Genomic DNA, 14,175 nt, shown 5'->3' on the forward strand with positions numbered 1-14,175 from the left:
GACATCACCGCGGGCCAGGGTACGACGTAGCACGACCGTCCCCTTCGCATCAGTCACTTCAACCCAGGTCTGACCACTTGCGCGAAACGTCACATTACCCGAGGAGGCCGTCTGCAACGCCGGGTTGGCGGCTGAAGCCGCTGCGCCAGCTGGAATGCCCGCATTTCCCAACAGGGGGACAGGCGCTGAAGCAGCCACCAAAGCCTGTTCGGACACAAGCGCTACCGAGCTCAAAGACCCAGAAAACGGCAAAACCACGGCGGCGGCACCGTCGGCCACACCCGCCTCGCCAGTAAGCGCCGTCGGCAGCAGCACAGGCATCGACGCGTCATCAACCAAATCCGCACCCGCGCTTTCGACCGGTAGCACGGGACGAGCACCACTGCTGACCGGCGCCCCGTCCTGCTTCATGGCAGGCAAAAAGATCAAAACCAGCGCTCCCAGCAACAAGGCGAGCCCCGCAAGAACAATGGGACGCGACATTTGCGCCCAGGCAGAGGGTCCCGGACTGTCAACCAGCGGACGAAACGGCGTGTTGATGCCTGCGCTGGGGTATTTGAGCCTGTACGCTGTGCTTGGAGGGAGGCGCTCAAGCACCGACCTCGCATCAATTTTAAGGGTCCGGCACACGCTGGAGGCCAGCGCTCGTGCGAAAACGGCATCCAGCAACAAGTCCAAACGGTCTTGCTCCAGCGCTTCAAGCTTCTGCTCAGGGACCTTGAGTAGCGCCGCCAACGCCGCAATGTGTATGCCCGCTGACTCTCTGGCATCTCGAAGTAATGCACCGGCTGTGGGTCCCGACACCATCGCACCCTGACTGCCATTCCAGTCAGCAACGGCAGACTCCGCATTGGCAGGTCCACCCATCACGGGGACACGGTCACTCATTGAAAGCTCCTTTTTCATAGGCAGCGGCCTCGGGGGATTGCGCAAAGCGTTTTTTCAACTGATCGGCCAGCTGCAGCGCAGCCTCCTGATTGTTCAGCTTACGTTCAGTCTTGATCCCAAGCCAGAGCGTCTCGGCATTGGCCAGTTCACTGTTATTCAAACGGCGGATGTAAAACTGCGCGCGCGTCAACTCACCGCGCCCATAAAGAAGGTTGGCCAGGTTGAAGGCAGTCACCGGGTTGCCGGCATCCAGCTCGTAAGACCGCATCAAACTTTTTTCGGCATCAGCAAGCTGCCCTGCGCGAACCTGACACACACCCTGGGCCATCAACGTTTTAGCTTTGCCGGTGTAGGTTGGATTGACGGCCGCCTGTGTAAACAAGCTGAACGATTCGGCATAACGCGCCTGCTGGCACAGCAGCCAGGCATAGTTGTGGGCGATATCTGCATCGCGCGGACTCAGCGCGAGTGCGCGCCGAAAACTGTCCTCTGCCAGGGGAATGTCGTTAAGCCGCAGGTACACCAGCCCTCGCAGGTTGAAAGCATTCGCATAGCTTGGATCTGTGGCGATTGATTGCTTGATCTCATCGAGCGCAACATTGGTCTGGCCCTGCTCAAAATAACCAGTCGCCAATTCAAGCCGCAAGCGTGCGCGCCTGCGCTGATCAGACTCATCCGACTCGGTAACCATGTCACTCTGCACGCCGGAAGACCCAAGGGCGCCTGGCTGGTTGGCACACCCCGCCAGCAAAACAGCAGCCCAACAGGCTGACATCCAGACCACCTTGGAGACAAACTTCATGCACCTAACCCCTTGAGCACAACCACCTTGATGCCTCCAAGCATACCTTGGCGTTGCGCCGCCATGCGCTGATCCGCACTGGTCCGGTCCTGCACGTCGCCAGCCAGTTGCCCGCAGGCCGCGTCAATGTCATCACCCCGGGTCTTCCGGATCGTGGTCACGATGCCGGCATCCATCAGGATTTTTGCAAACGCCATCACCTGCGGCATATCCGAGCGTTTAAGGCCTGAAGCCGGAAATGGATTAAAGGGAATCAGGTTGAATTTGCACGACAAGCCGCGCGCAGCATGCGTTTGCATCAGCGCCACCAGCTGGTGCGCGTGCTCCGGCTGGTCGTTCACCCCGTCAAGCATGCAGTATTCAAACGTGATGAAATCGCGTGGCGCCGCCGCCTGGTAACGGGTGCAGGCTTGCAGCAACTCAGCGATAGGGTGTTTTTTGTTCAGCGGAACGAGGTAGTCCCGCAACGTATCTTGTGGCGCATGCAGTGACACTGCAAGGGCCACCGGGCAGTCCTTGGCCAGCCGGTCAATCATCCGCACGAAGCCAGAGGTCGACACCGTCACCCGGCGGCGGGACAAGCCATAGCCATGGTCATCGAGCATGACCTTCAGAGCGGGCAACAATTGCGCGTAGTTTTGCAAGGGCTCACCCATGCCCATCATGACCACATTGGAGATGACGCGATCCTGCCGGTTTTTCCTGTCCAGATGCTGGCGCAGGAAATGCTCTGCAAACCACAACTGGGAAACTATTTCGCCGGTCGTCAGATTGCGACTAAAGCCCTGGTGTCCCGTCGAGCAGAATCGGCATCCCACAGCACAACCGGCCTGGGATGAAATGCACAAGGTGCCGCGGTCAGCTTCGGGAATGAAGACGGTCTCAATGACATCGCCTGCGCCGACATCAAACAACCACTTGATGGTGCCGTCTGTCGATTCGTGACGGGACACCACCTTAGGCACCTGAATGCAGGCTGAAGTGCTCAGCTTTTCGCGCAGGGACTTGGCCAGATCCGTCATCTGCTCAAAATTGGTCGCGCCTTTTTGGTGAATCCAGCGGAACAGCTGTGTGGCGCGGAAGCGCTTTTCGCCAAGCTGCTCGCACAAGGCGACCAAGCCTTCCAGATCGTAGTCAAGAAGGTTGGTCGTCATCGCGGTGCGCGACGCGCCGCGCCGCCCCAAGCAAGCGACGACCCGGTTGAGGGGAGGCAAAGCATGGGGGCGGACATGGTTAGCGCGAGTAGACGTTCATGCCGGCAAAGAAGAAAGCAATTTCTTCTTTTGCCGTTTCAACAGCGTCAGAGCCATGCACGGCATTGGCATCAATGCTGTCAGCGAAATCGGCACGAATCGTGCCCGCGGCCGCTTTCTTCGGGTCGGTGGCGCCCATCAGATCGCGGTTTTTCAGCACAGCGCCTTCGCCCTCCAGCGCCTGGATCATCACCGGACCGGAGATCATGAACGAAACCAGGTCCTTGAAGAAAGGACGTTCTTTATGTACGGCATAAAAAGCTTCTGCCTCGCCTTGCGACAGGTGAGCCATTTTGGCGGCGACAACTTTCAGACCGGCAGCCTCAAAACGTGCGTAGATTTGACCCACGACGTTTTTCGCTACTGCGTCGGGCTTGATGATGGAGAGAGTGCGTTCGATGGCCATTTATTTTCCTTGCGCTTTAGATTTATTGGGTTGTCAAATTATTCAAAAATTGAATAAAGCCTATGATTTTAACCTGCGAGCTTGCGGGATACGATCAGCTCAATGAAATGAAGTGACTCTGAAGTATTCAGCGATTTCCGCTGCGGTTTCCACCACCGCGATTACCGCCACTACCGCCACCGCCATTGCCGCCACCACGGCGCTGACCGCCGGCCATGCCGCCAGCATTGCCGCCACCACCGCCACGGCGTTGCCCCTGGTCTTGCCGCTGCCTCGTCAGGGTATCGGAGCCAATATATCCAAATGACGTTTTCATGGGATCAGGTTGCCCGCCGCCGGTTGACCGCTCGCTCCGGGGGCCACGGTCATCGCGCCGCTTTTGCCCCTGCGGGCCACCGGTATCTGGCTGTCCAAAGCGAGCACCCGGGCTCGCACTGCCTCGTCCTGCGTTCGGGCCTCGTGGACGTCCGGCTCCGCTACGGGCGCGTTCGTTTCCACGGGGACCCCGACGCTGCGCATCACCGCCCTCGCCCGCCGATTGGCCCGGATTGGCAGGATCACCGCGCTGATCGGCCTGCGATTCAGCGCGTGTTACCGCACTGGTCAGCGCCCAGATATCGTTTTCGTCGAGCTCGACAAACGCACCACGCTTGAGGCCGCGCGGCAGCACCATGGCGCCGTAGCGAATGCGGATGAGACGGCTCACTGCATGCCCCACCGCTTCGAACATGCGCCGGACCTCGCGGTTTCGACCTTCTGAAATCGTAACCCGGTACCAGCAGTTGGCCCCTTCACCACCCCCCGCCTCGATCGAGCCGAACTGCGCAACGCCATCATCGAGCACCACGCCATCCAGCAAACGCTTTTTTTCTTCATTGTTCAGCGCACCCAGCACCCGCACGGCGTACTCACGCTCCAGCCCAAAGCGAGGATGCATCAGCTTGTTAGCCAGTTCACCAGAACTCGTCAACAGCAGCAGACCCTCGGTGTTCAGATCAAGACGCCCCACGGACTGCCACTTGCCCTGGAACAACTTGGGCAGTCGCCGGAACACGGTCGGCCGATTCTGCGGGTCGTCGTGCGTCACGACCTCTCCCGCAGGCTTGTGGTAGGCAATCACACGGGGAGGTGGCGGGTCAATGCGTACCCGAACCGGCTTGCCATTGACTTTGACGGTATCGCCAAACTGGATACGTTGCCCGATGTGGGCGGGCTCGCCATTGACCGAAATACGTCCTTCAAGGATCAACTTCTCCATCTCCAGCCGGGAACCCATGCCGGCCTGTGCCAGGACCTTGTGCAGCTTGGGGGTCTCAGGCTGCGCCGACAAAACCCGCTTGGGCAACTCAAGCGCCACATCATCTTCGTCCGCGTCGAATTGTCCGGTCACCACATCTTCAAACCGTATGGTGGTTGCTGCGGGCACAGGCACGCGTCGCCCGCCAGCCGGTTTAGGCATGACGGCGCTGACCGGCTCCCGAATAGCGATTAAATCAGGAGCACCTTGCGTAGACTGCTCGGGCGCTTCACCCATATTTTGTCCTTTATTTTGGTCGGACGTGGCAGGGGTTTCGGAAGCGGGTTGGTCTTGATGATTCATACTTTTTCAGTCATGCGTGCGGAGCGCTGGCGTCCTGATGGTTAGGAGGGTGTCAGGAACTCTTGCCGGCATCCGGCTCCAAGCTTTCCTGGATTTCTGTATTTTTCGGAACCAGTGCCTGTGCAGCGGTCTCCTCGTCGGCCACCCCCAGCGAAGCAACCAGTTCAGCAGGGGTGATTAGCGGATTGTCAGCTATGCCAAATTCAACTTGTTCGCGCATTGCAGCCTGATCCGGCGCGCTCCCCATAGCGGGAAGCTGATCCAGCGACTCCACGCCAAGGTCATCCAGAAACTGCCGGGTCGTTGCATAAAGACCAGGTCGACCGACAGTTTCACGGTGGCCGATCACCTCCACCCAGCCACGGTCCTCCAATTGCTTGAGAAGCAGGCTGTTGATGGTGACGCCCCGGATATCCTCCATGTCGCCACGCGTCACGGGCTGGCGATAAGCAATGATCGCCAGCGTTTCCAGGGCGGCCCGGCTGTAACGGGGCGGCTTCTCCGGATGGAGCCTGTCCAGGTACTCGCGCATGTGCGGTCGGCTCTGAAAGCGCCAGCCTGTCGCCACGTGAACGAGTTCAACACCGCGACCGGTCCAGTCGTTCTGCAGGTCCTCAAGCACCAACTTAAGACTGTCGGCAGTCAATACCCCGTTAAACAAGACACCCATTTCGCGCAATGGCAGCGGTTGCTGCGCGCAAATAAGTGCTGTCTCGAGGATGCGCTTCGCATCCGTCGTATTCATGATTGGTCGTTCCGAGAAAAAGCGGAAAAGAGCGCATGTTTGCGCATTGCACCGGTGCGCAGTCTCCTTGTCAGGGGCGCCATGTTGCAGATAGTCGAAAAACTACTAGCTCAGATTGTATATCAGGCCGAAATCCGTAATCGCGGCTTGTAAATCAGCGGGCGGCGGCGCCTTGAATTCCATCATCGCACCCGTAACGGGGTGCTCAAACGCCAGCCGGCACGCGTGCAGTGCCTGCCGGCTCAAGCCGCCCGCAGGCAGCCCGCCATAAAGCGCATCAGACACCAGGGGATGACCGAGAAAAGCCATGTGAACCCGGATTTGATGGGTGCGCCCCGTATGGAGCTTGCACTTCACCAGGCAATACTGCTTTTCATTTTGCAGCAGCGACACCACCGTGGAGGCCGTCTTGCCAGAATTTTTCTCGAGGTCTACCACCGCCATACGCAACCGGTTGCGGGGATCACGGCCAATCGCAACCTCTACCTGGCGGGTTCTCGCGCCCTGCCATGCCCCATGGGCCAGTGCGATGTATTCTCGGTGCACATCCCGGGCGGCGATCAGGCCGACCAGCTGATCCATGACGGATCGTTGGCGCGCCACCACCATCAGTCCGCTCGTATCCTTGTCCAATCGGTGCACGATGCCAGCACGCGGCAAAAAAGAAGCCTGAGGGTCTCGCGCCAACAATCCGTTGAGCAAGGTGCCGCTCCAATTGCCGGGCGCGGGGTGAACGACCAAACCAGCTGGTTTGTTGATCACGCACAAATAGGGGTCTTCAAACACGATATCCAGCGCCATGGCTTCCGGCTTGAAGGCCTGACTTTGAGGTGTGGGCCTCAGCTCAATGGTGAGACTATCCCCGGCCTTGACCTTGGAGGACGTTTTGCGCACCGTCAGGCCATTGAGCTGCACCACCCCGGCCTCGATCAATTGCTGGAGATAGCTGCGTGAGAACTCAGGCACAATGCCAGCCAAAGCACGGTCCAGGCGGCTGCCATGGCTCTCAAAAGGAACCATCACCTGGCGCAGTTCCATGTCGATATTGCTGCTATCGACCTCGTCCTGCGCTTCGTCCAGCAGGCCATGGGCGACAACAGCGCCCGATATAATTATTTTGCTTTGTTCAGAATCAGTCATCAAGAAGGTCGATTGCAATGTTTTACACCAAATTATCGGTTGTTCCCAGGGCATTGCCGCTTGTTGCAGCCGTTTGCGCGTTGTCTTTTGTAGTCGCGGGCTGCTCCAGCACCCCGACGGCCGATCGCACCGCCTCGTGGAGTCCGAACAAGATTTACGCAGAAGCCAAGGACGAAGCGAACTCAGGCGCCTACGACAAAGCGATTCCTCTTTATGAAAAGCTGGAAGGCCGTGCCGCCGGAACCCCGCTTGCGCAACAAGCCCAGCTCGACAAGGCTTATGCCCAATACAAAGGGGGTGAGCAGGCCCAAGCGCTTGCCACACTGGACCGTTTTATGAAGCTGCACCCGGCCAGCCCGGCCATGGACTACGCTTTATACCTCAAGGGCTTGGTCAACTTTAATGACAATCTGGGAATTCTCGGCTTTATTTCTCGCCAGGACCTGTCTGAACGCGACCAGAAAGCAGCCAAGGAATCGTTTGAATCTTTCAAGGAACTGGCAGGGCGCTTCCCCGACTCCCGCTATGCGTCAGACTCACGTTTGCGCATGAGCTATATCGTGAACTCCTTGGCACAATCAGAAGTTCACGTCGCCAGGTACTACTACTCCCGCGGCGCCTACATCGCCGCCATCAACCGCGCACAAAGCGCAATTTCCGACTATCGCGACGTTCCGGCTCTTGAAGAGGCCGCCTATATCCTTTACAAATCCTACGATGCCCTGGGGATGGCGGAACTGCGCGATGACACCCGTCGCATCATGGAAAAAACCTACCCGAAAAGCCAGTACATGAGCAAAGGTTTCAAGTCTGCAGACAACCCATGGTACAAGTTCTGGTAAGGCCCTCAAGCCTGTCCATCAACTCCTGCTCCGATGTCAGCCTGTGCATTGGAGGAAGCGCTCTCAGCAAACGCCGTCCATAGCCCACCGAGACCAGGCGGCTGTCACACACCACCAAGACGCCCTGATCGGTTTCCCTGCGAATCAGGCGCCCGGCCCCTTGTTTAAGAGCCACGGCAGCTTCGGGTAAAAAATAATCGTTAAAAGCACTGCGCCCCTGTGCCTCAAGTTGTCTGGAGCGGGCCTCAGCCAAAGGATCGTTCGGCGGGGGAAAAGGCAGCTTGTCGATAATGACCAGTTGAAGCGCATCACCAGGCACATCAATGCCCTCCCAAAACGATGCGGATGCCACCAGCACGCAAGCGCTTCCCCCTTTGGAACTGCCTTCACGAAAGCGCTCCATCAGCGCCCGTTTTGGCATCTCCCCCTGAACAAGTACCTCCATTTCACCGGAGTGCTCGAAGCGTGCATGGAGCGACTCACCAATCGCCCGCAATGCCCGCAATGTGGTGGTCAGCACCATGGTACGCCCTCCCAGTTTCTGCGACCACACTGCAGCTGATTCCGCGACCTTCATCGAGTGAGCAGGGTCCCCGGGCTTGGGAAAATTTTCTGGAACGTACAGCGCTGCCTGATGTTCGTAGTCAAAAGGGCTGCCCACCCGCAACACTTCAGCGTCCGCAAGCCCGCAACGCTGAGTGAACCAGGTGAGCTTGTCGTCGTCGCCGAGCGTTGCCGAAGTGAATATCCAGGATTTTTTGCTGCCGCCGGAAGCACCCAACACATGGGTCTTTACCGCCCCTGAAATATCGAGCGGTGATTCAACAAGCCGCAACTGCATGCCCACATCAACCCAGCGCAAACAACCTGGCGTGCAGACATTGACAAAGTTTTCTGCCCTTCCTGCCAACTCGGCGGCACGGTTATGAAGGCGAACAAAATCGGGGGCAATCTCACTGACCATATCGAGCGCTTCGCAGGCTTGCATGCAAGCGGCATGAACTGCGCCCAGCGCCTCCTTCCAGCCAGTAGCATCCAGCCCCTCAGGCCCCTCCCCGATCCAGCGCAGCTTGGTGCCCGGGGGCTGCTTGCCAGCAAACATCCGCAATTCGCGGGCCGCATACTCAGTGGCCGCCGCGACGCCCTGCCAGTCGACCAGGCCGCGGGCCAATTGCAGGCCAGCGGCCAGCAGATCACGGGAAAAGTCCAGCAATTGGCCTGTAGTGAGGTTTCGTCCAAGAAACTGCACGCCAATTTCATTGAGTTGGTGCGCTTCATCAAAAATGGCAATGCGCACGGAAGGCAGCAGTTCGGCGACACCAGACTCGCGAACTGCCAGGTCGGCAAAAAAAAGGTGATGATTGATGACGACCACGTCCGCCGCCATCGCCTCCCTGCGGGCAAGGGTCACATGACAGGCGCGAAAACGCGGGCATTGCGCACCCAGGCAGTTCTCCCGTGTCGATGTCACCAAAGGAATCAGCGGCGAGCGTTCATTCAGCCCCGGGAGTTCCGCCAGATCGCCAGTTCGTGTGACCTGGGACCACTCTTCAATCCGTGCCAGCGCACGCACGGAAACACCATCGGGTAGAGGTGTCGCCTGGCGAGCCATTTCCATGCGATGCAGGCATAAATAGCTGCCCCGCCCTTTCAGCAACGCCGTGCTTACCGGCAGCCCAAGGGCCGCCACCAACCGGGGCACATCGCGACCAAACAGCTGATCCTGCAAGGCCTTGGTGGCGGTAGACAGCAACACGCGCTCGCCACTCAGCAATGCCGGGACCAGGTAAGAAAAAGTTTTCCCAACCCCGGTACTGGCTTCCACCACGAGCGGATAAGCGCCCTCAATGGCGCGCGCTATGGCCAGCGCCATCGCGGTCTGGCCGCTGCGGGGCAGGAAATGCTCCGTAGCGCGAGACAAGATGCCGCCGGGGGAAAAAGCCTCTTGAACTTCAAACGCCAGGCTCATCACGCAGGCTCAGAAGGGTAGAGAGAGGATTCAAGATCAGATATCTGGTCACGAAGCTGAAGGCGACGTTTTTTAAGGCGCCTGAGCAACAATTCGTCCATGGGCAGGGCATGCGCTGTCATGTCTGCCAAGGCATTCAGGTCTGCATGCTTGATTTTGAGCTCAATGAGTTGCCGTTCAGGGGAATGTAGGTTCAAGTCCAAGGTATTTCTATCCGTGCGCGCTGCTTCGTCTGATAATACGTCGATTGCCCTTATAAATCGAGCCCTCGGGGCTCGAACGATTACACGATGTCCAAAGGTTATCGAATCACAGCGTCCACGGGTATCCACAAAGGTGACCGGGACTATCAGCAGGACCAGGTCAACTTATTCAGTCACCCACGTCATCCCAGCTGCATGCTGGGCATAGTCGCCGACGGTATGGGTGGCCGAAGCGGCGGGCGCAAAGCGTCCGATCAGGTCATGATGACGGCCAGGCAACTTTTTGAGCGTTATGCACCGGCTACGGATGACGCGCCAACGATGCTCAAACAGATCATTGAAGAAGCGCATATTGTCATCAAACTAACCGCCATCTCCGCCGAACAGGAGCCGCACAGCACCTTGGCAGCATTTTTGATCAATCCGGGCGGAGACTGCCACTGGGTGCATACCGGGGATTCCCGGATCTACCACTACCATGGCGGCAAGCTGATCCACAGGACCGTGGATCACTCTTATGTGCAGACCCTTGTCGACAAGGGTGAAATCACCGAGGATGAGGCCAATATCCATCCTCAATCAAATATTCTGATGAGTTGTCTGGGCACAGAAGAATCACCGCCCATTACACATCATTTCATTCCGCAATTGTGTCCTGATGACGCGCTGATTGCTTGCAGTGATGGCGTCTGGCATTACTTCAGCACCAGCGAAATGGGGTCCGCACTGTCCATGCTACCCCCTCGTGAAGCAACCGAATTTTTGATCCATAAGGCAAGGTCGCGCGCACGCGGTGCTGGTGACAACCTATCGCTGGTAATCGTCAAGCTCGAACGCCTGGATTGAACAACGCCCTTGCTTACTCCGGCAAGGGTAAGGATTTCGCGGGAGGCTTGACGGCCTTAAGCCGGTCACGTTCATGCTGGGCTCGCCTCTCTTGGGCTTCTTTCTGGCGTGCGTTGAATTTTTCGGCGGCGTTGGCGGCTTCGGCTTGCTTGTCCGCTCGAACCCGGGCTTTTTGCTGATTGTCCCTGAGCCTTCCTGCACTGGCTTGGCTAGCGGTTTTTTCACTGGCGCGGGCTGTCGCCTGGTCGTTGCTCTTCTGCTTTTCCCGTGCCTGTCGGGACTGGTAATCATCCTGCGCTTTGGCGCGACTGGCGGCGGCATCCTGCTGCTTTTCAGGCGAAGATTTTTCTTCAAGTTTACGAAACTGCGCTTCCCCCCTGATTCTCCGCTCCTCATCGTTGAGCAAAATCTCTTGACGGCGCAGGTCGGCCATCGCTTCGCGCCGCCTGGTGTTGACGCGGTCAAGGCAACTGTTGACCGCAAATTTTTTATAGCAAGCGGCGTCCTCCACCAAAAAGCCCGTCTCCAGCCTGGCCCGATCAGCACTGATTCTTGCGCGCTCCGCGTCCATGTCATGCGTGGCGAGTGCACCGTTAGCCGTCTGTGCACCCACAAACATACTCAGCGTGGCAAAAAACAGTGCGATGAACAATTTTTTCATGTCAGTGTCGTATCGACGTTTCTGCGCTCCAGGGCCAAAAACTCCCTGGACTGCATTTCGTTGAGTCGCGAGACAGTGCGCGCAAACTCGTGGACCAAAGGACCATCGGTGTACAACGCCTCAGGCGCTACAGCGGCCGACATAATCAGCTTCACACGCCGGTCGTACAGGACATCGACCAGCCAGGTAAACCGCCGGGCTTCAGATGCCATTCTGACCGGCATGTGGGGCACATTGCTCAGCAACACTGTATGAAACTGACTGGCGATCTCCAGGTAATCGTTTTGCGAGCGTGGCCCACCACACAAGGTTTTAAAATCAAACCACACCACGCCGCCCGCCTTGCGCCTGGCCTCGATTTGCCTGGACTCAATCCGCATCACAGGGTTTTCATCCTGAGACGCCGCCAGAGCGTTAAAAGTCCCCGTCATCTCGGCATCCGCTTGTTCCCCAAGCGGGGTGTGATACAGCCTGACCTGCTCCAGGGTACGCCTTCTATAGTCCGTTCCATTATCAACACTGATGACTTCCAGCCTGGTCTTCAGCAACTCAATGGCCGGGAAAATTCGGTCCCGGTGCAGACCGTTCGGATAGAGGTCATCGGGACGGAAATTGGACGTCGTCACAAAACCGACACCATTGGCAAACAAGGCTGCCAGTAGCCGATGAAGAATCATCGCGTCCGTAATGTCCGCGACATGAAACTCGTCAAAGCAAATCAGCCGATAACGTATGGCGATGCGCTTGGCCAGTTCATCCAGGGGGTTCGCAGTACCCTGCAGACCATGCAACTCCAGGTGCACTTCACGCATGAACTCGTGAAAGTGCAGCCTGACCTTGCGCCTGAGCGGTACGGCGCAAAAAAAACAATCCATCAGGAAGCTTTTACCCCGACCAACCCCCCCGTGCATGTATACGCCGCGAGGAACATCGGGCCGGTTGAGCAGCTTCTTGAAGGCGTTCGATCTCCGTGCCTTGAACGCAGCCCATTCAGCCGCACAGCGTTCCAGCGCATCAATCGCACGCAACTGCGCCGGGTCACTGGTGTACCCCCGCGTTGCGAGTTCAGCCTCGTAGGCCAAGCGTACTGGCTGAGTCACCGATGGTGCGTTCCGGATATTCAAAAATTCAGCGTACGTTTGTCAACTGCCAGCGCCGCTTCTTTGGTGGCTTCGCTCAGGGACGGATGCGCATGGCAAATACGGGCAATGTCCTCGCTGCTGGCACGGAACTCCATGGCGACGACGCATTCTGCAATCAGCTCACTGGCCATCGGCCCAACAATGTGCACGCCCAGGATTTCGTCCGTCGCTGCGTCTGCCAGCATCTTCACCATGCCGGTGGTGTCACCCAAGGCGCGCGCGCGGCCATTCGCCATGAAGGGAAAGCTGCCCGCCTTGTAGGCACGCCCGGCTGCCTTCAGCTGCTCTTCGGTTTGACCCACCCATGCGATCTCGGGACTGGTGTAGATCACCCAGGGAATGGTGTTGAAATTGACATGACCGTGCTGGCCCGCAATGCGTTCAGCAACCGCCACGCCTTCTTCTTCGGCTTTGTGCGCCAGCATCGGGCCGCGCACGACATCCCCAACCGCCCAAACGCCCGGCAGGTTGGTCTTGCAATCACCATCCACCACAATCGCGCCACGCTCGTCGAGGCTCAAACCCACCGCTTCGGGGTTCAGGCCTATGGTATTGGCAGTGCGGCCAATCGAAATGATGAGTTTGTCAACATCGAGGGTCTGCGCTTCGCCCTTGGCATTGGCATAAGCGATGGACACGCCTTTCTTGCCCGTTTTGATCTCGCCGACTTTCACGCCCAGTTCAATCTTCAGGCCTTGTTTGGTGAACGCCTTGTGCGCTTCCTTGGCGATCTGCTGATCTACCGCACCTAAAAATGTGGGCAAACCCTCAAGAATAGTGACTTCAGCACCCAGACGTCGCCAGACCGAACCCATTTCCAGGCCGATCACCCCCGAGCCGATCACGCCGAGCTTCTTGGGCACGGCGCCGATGCGCAGCGCTCCGTCGTTCGACAAGATATTTTCTTCATCAAAAGGCGTTCCTGGCAGTGCCCTGGCATTGGAGCCTGTCGCCACAATGATGTGCTTGCCAGAGATGACTTCCTCCGCAACGCCGGCCACCTTGATGTCATAGGTGCCGTCTTTGGCGGCGACAAAGGAGCCGCGGCCATGAAAAAAGGTGACCTTGTTCTTTTTGAACAGGTAAACGATGCCGTCGTTGTTCTGCTTGACCACGTTATCTTTGCGACCAATCATCTTGGCGACATCCAGACCCAGGCCCTTGACCTCAATGCCGTGATCGGCAAAGTGGTGCCCTGCATGTTCGTAGTACTCAGAGGATTGCAGCAGGGCTTTGGAGGGAATGCAGCCTGTATTGGTACAGGTTCCGCCCAGGGCGGGGCCGCCTTTGGCATTTTTCCACTCGTCGATACAGGCCACGTTAAAGCCCAGTTGAGCCGCACGAATGGCAGCGATGTAGCCGCCGGGACCGCCGCCGATGACGATCACGTCAAATTGTTTGGACATGTTTGTTTTCAGTGAATTGGCAACGGGGCTGGCGGCCAAGCTGCTGCAGCCCGTCGCGACAGGTTATTAAATATCGAACAGCAGACGCGCTGGATCTTCCAGCGCTTCCTTCATGGCCACCAGGCCCAGCACTGCTTCGCGGCCGTCGATGACACGGTGGTCGTAGCTCATGGCGAGGTAGTTCATCGGGCGGACCACGATCTGGCCATTTTCAACGACAGCGCGGTCTTTGGTCGCGTGCACGCCCAGAATGGCGGACTGCGGCGGGTTGA

The 14,175-nt window shown here is 58.1% G+C and carries 15 protein-coding genes; 2 read left to right on the forward strand and 13 right to left on the reverse strand.

From position 1 onward, the window contains the following. The 7 genes from Q8K05_RS01870 to Q8K05_RS01900 all read right to left on the reverse strand — a co-directional run. Positions 1–906, reverse strand: a 906-nt coding sequence (locus Q8K05_RS01870) for a helix-turn-helix domain-containing protein (protein ID WP_305244845.1), incomplete at its 3' end; no start/stop codon positions are given. Next, complete coding sequence (gene pilW / locus Q8K05_RS01875; RefSeq protein ID WP_305244846.1) at positions 881–1,690, reverse strand: type IV pilus biogenesis/stability protein PilW; 810 nt, start codon at positions 1,688–1,690, stop codon at positions 881–883. The genes Q8K05_RS01870 and pilW, both read right to left, overlap by 26 nt. Next, on the reverse strand, positions 1,687–2,844 hold the full coding sequence (gene rlmN / locus Q8K05_RS01880; protein ID WP_305244847.1) for a 23S rRNA (adenine(2503)-C(2))-methyltransferase RlmN: 1,158 nt from the start codon (positions 2,842–2,844) through the stop codon (positions 1,687–1,689). The genes pilW and rlmN overlap by 4 nt, the downstream gene beginning before the upstream one ends. Positions 2,845–2,923: 79 nt before the next feature. Continuing rightward, positions 2,924–3,349 carry a nucleoside-diphosphate kinase gene (gene ndk / locus Q8K05_RS01885; protein ID WP_305244848.1) on the reverse strand — a complete coding sequence of 142 codons (426 nt, stop codon included), beginning with the start codon at positions 3,347–3,349 and terminating at the stop codon, positions 2,924–2,926. 127 nt (positions 3,350–3,476) lie between these two features. Then, positions 3,477–4,949, reverse strand: a complete 1,473-nt coding sequence (locus tag Q8K05_RS01890) for a pseudouridine synthase (protein ID WP_305244849.1) — start codon at positions 4,947–4,949, stop codon at positions 3,477–3,479. A gap of 52 nt (positions 4,950–5,001) precedes the next feature. Beyond that, positions 5,002–5,694 (reverse strand): SMC-Scp complex subunit ScpB, encoded by a 693-nt coding sequence (gene scpB / locus Q8K05_RS01895; RefSeq protein ID WP_305244850.1) that lies wholly within the window; start codon positions 5,692–5,694, stop codon positions 5,002–5,004. Between the two features lie 105 nt (positions 5,695–5,799). After that, positions 5,800–6,834 carry an RluA family pseudouridine synthase gene (locus tag Q8K05_RS01900; protein ID WP_305244858.1) on the reverse strand — a complete coding sequence of 345 codons (1,035 nt, stop codon included), beginning with the start codon at positions 6,832–6,834 and terminating at the stop codon, positions 5,800–5,802. 17 nt (positions 6,835–6,851) lie between these two features. On the opposite strand from Q8K05_RS01900, the gene Q8K05_RS01905 reads away from it, so the two are divergent. Next, positions 6,852–7,676: an outer membrane protein assembly factor BamD gene (locus Q8K05_RS01905; protein ID WP_305244851.1), complete on the forward strand. Its 825-nt coding sequence runs from the start codon at positions 6,852–6,854 to the stop codon at positions 7,674–7,676. On the opposite strand, the gene Q8K05_RS01910 is transcribed toward Q8K05_RS01905, so the two are convergent. Together Q8K05_RS01910 and Q8K05_RS01915 are read right to left on the reverse strand one after the other, a co-directional pair. Further along, positions 7,639–9,645: an ATP-dependent DNA helicase gene (locus Q8K05_RS01910; protein ID WP_305244852.1), complete on the reverse strand. Its 2,007-nt coding sequence runs from the start codon at positions 9,643–9,645 to the stop codon at positions 7,639–7,641. The two genes, Q8K05_RS01905 and Q8K05_RS01910, sit on opposite strands and share 38 nt — an antisense overlap. Further along, positions 9,645–9,848, reverse strand: a complete 204-nt coding sequence (locus tag Q8K05_RS01915) for a DUF465 domain-containing protein (protein WP_305244853.1) — start codon at positions 9,846–9,848, stop codon at positions 9,645–9,647. Before Q8K05_RS01915 ends, Q8K05_RS01910 begins: the two co-directional genes overlap by 1 nt. Before the next feature lie 87 nt (positions 9,849–9,935). On the opposite strand from Q8K05_RS01915, the gene Q8K05_RS01920 reads away from it, so the two are divergent. Further along, positions 9,936–10,694 (forward strand): PP2C family serine/threonine-protein phosphatase, encoded by a 759-nt coding sequence (locus tag Q8K05_RS01920; protein WP_305244854.1) that lies wholly within the window; start codon positions 9,936–9,938, stop codon positions 10,692–10,694. A 13-nt stretch (positions 10,695–10,707) separates the two neighbouring features. Here the strand turns inward: Q8K05_RS01920 and Q8K05_RS01925 are convergent, their stop codons facing one another. The 4 genes from Q8K05_RS01925 to Q8K05_RS01940 all read right to left on the reverse strand — a co-directional run. Further along, positions 10,708–11,355 (reverse strand): hypothetical protein, encoded by a 648-nt coding sequence (locus Q8K05_RS01925; RefSeq protein WP_305244855.1) that lies wholly within the window; start codon positions 11,353–11,355, stop codon positions 10,708–10,710. After that, positions 11,352–12,455: a cell division protein ZapE gene (gene zapE, locus Q8K05_RS01930; RefSeq protein WP_305244859.1), complete on the reverse strand. Its 1,104-nt coding sequence runs from the start codon at positions 12,453–12,455 to the stop codon at positions 11,352–11,354. Before zapE ends, Q8K05_RS01925 begins: the two co-directional genes overlap by 4 nt. Positions 12,456–12,475: 20 nt before the next feature. Next, a complete protein-coding gene (lpdA, locus tag Q8K05_RS01935) occupies positions 12,476–13,903 on the reverse strand; it encodes a dihydrolipoyl dehydrogenase (protein ID WP_305244856.1) in 1,428 nt (475 codons plus the stop codon). Positions 13,904–13,969: 66 nt separating this feature from the next. After that, a partial coding sequence (locus tag Q8K05_RS01940) for a 2-oxo acid dehydrogenase subunit E2 (RefSeq protein ID WP_305244857.1) occupies positions 13,970–14,175 on the reverse strand: 206 nt, incomplete at its 5' end.

This window comes from Polaromonas sp. (assembly GCF_030682935.1).
In the GTDB taxonomy this organism is placed as follows: domain Bacteria; phylum Pseudomonadota; class Gammaproteobacteria; order Burkholderiales; family Burkholderiaceae_C; genus Polaromonas.